Source organism: Acidovorax sp. KPB24-07 (assembly GCF_057543315.1).
Map to the genome: position 1 here is coordinate 1 of NZ_BAAJYS010000619.1, position 1,494 is coordinate 1,494.

Here is a 1,494-nt window from a genome sequence, read left to right on the forward strand (position 1 = left end):
GTGCGAGGCGGCCCGCCGTGTCGCCGGCCAGCACGTCCATCGCCTGCACCAGCACCGGGGCGGTGCCGGCACGCAGCGGGCCGCGGTAGGTCCAGGGCAGGGGGGCGTCGAGCGCCTCCTTCACCAAGGCGCCCGCCAGGGCGTCGAGCCAGTCCGAGCGCAACGGCTGGCGGTGCCCCCGCAGCCGCGCCAGCCCCAGCGCGCGCGCATGCACGGCCATCAGGTCGGCGGTGGAGGCGCTCAGCTGGCGCTCGCGCAGGCGCTGCACCACGCCGCGCAGCAACTCGCGGGCCGCGCCCTCGGCCCCGTGCTCCCAGAGCCACTGGTAGTACTGCGGCGACGGCATGCCCGACGCATAGCCCGCGAAGGCATCGAGCCGCCGGAAGGTGTAGGGCACGATGTAAGAGCCAAATCGTGCCGATGCCTTAGTGGTAATTGGGTGGTTTGCTATATTTTTGATAGTGTCTTCGGGGTCTTCCGCAGGCTGCGGCGTTTCCGGCTCGCCGGTGGGCATGCCGCGCCAGAGCCGCGCGAGCGCGGGGGCGTGGTAGCCGCCGCACACCACCAGCACCGCTCCAAGGTCCTGCGCCATGGCCCAGGCGATCCAGCGCGCCATCATCTGTTCGCGCGCCTGGTTGCCGAGCGAGCCCGCCTCCCCCTCGCCGCGCAGGTGGCTGAAGTACGTGGACAGGCGCAGCGCCAGGCCATCGCTGGCCTCCCAGCCGGCGTGCGGATCCTCCGGCCCTGCGTCTTCGAAGAGGTGGTCCCAGAGCGCGTCGCGGCCCTGCACCGCGAGCTGGTCCGCCAGCGCGCGCTCGTAGGCCTCGGCCCGCGCCTGGTGCTCGGCATCGGCCGCATCGGCGTAGCGGTTCTCGAGATGGGCGAACGCGTCGTGCCAGGCGGGCAGGTCGATGAAGCGCACCTGCGCGCCGGCTTCCCGCCCGGCCTGCAGCGCCTGCCATTCGGGCGAGTGATCGGCGAAGGGCGTCCACGATCCGCGGTGCGTACCGCCGCGCGCCAGGTAGCTGTAGATCGCCACCGGCAGGCGGTGCGGCAGGTAGAGCTCGTCCAGCCGGTCGTTGAAATCCGCGGGCCCCTCGATCAGCACGAACGCGGGCCGCAGCGCCCGGATGCGCGCCGCCACCAGCCGCGCACAGGCGGGGCTGTGGTGGCGCACGCCGAGGATGACGGGGTCGGCGGGCGGCGCCGTGCCGGCCTTCACGGCAGCCGGTGGCGCGCTTCGTAGTACGCGCGCCAGTGCCCGCCCGTGCGCTTGGCGGCCTTTTGCTCGAAATAGCGGCGCAGCTTGGCGCGGTCGTCGGCGTTGTCCTTGACGATGGTGCCGGCGATGCAGTCCACCAGGTCGGCGGGCGAGCCCTCGCGCCGCTCCAGGAACCAGGCGCGCACGCCCACCGCGTGGGCCACGTTCACGGCCTCGGCGGTGGACATCACGGCGCTCAGGCGGTCCATGGCCGCATCGGGCGGCGCGCCGCG

1 protein-coding gene and 1 pseudogene are annotated in these 1,494 nt (G+C 73.4%); both read right to left on the reverse strand.

Annotated features, from left to right (window positions below):
- On the reverse strand, positions 1-1,222 hold a 1,222-nt coding region (locus tag AC27IQ_RS24430), incomplete at its 3' end, for a DUF5682 family protein (protein WP_487091123.1).
- A pseudogene (locus AC27IQ_RS24435) lies at positions 1,219-1,494 on the reverse strand (hypothetical protein); the annotation flags it as partial. The pseudogene AC27IQ_RS24435 and the gene AC27IQ_RS24430, both read right to left, overlap by 4 nt.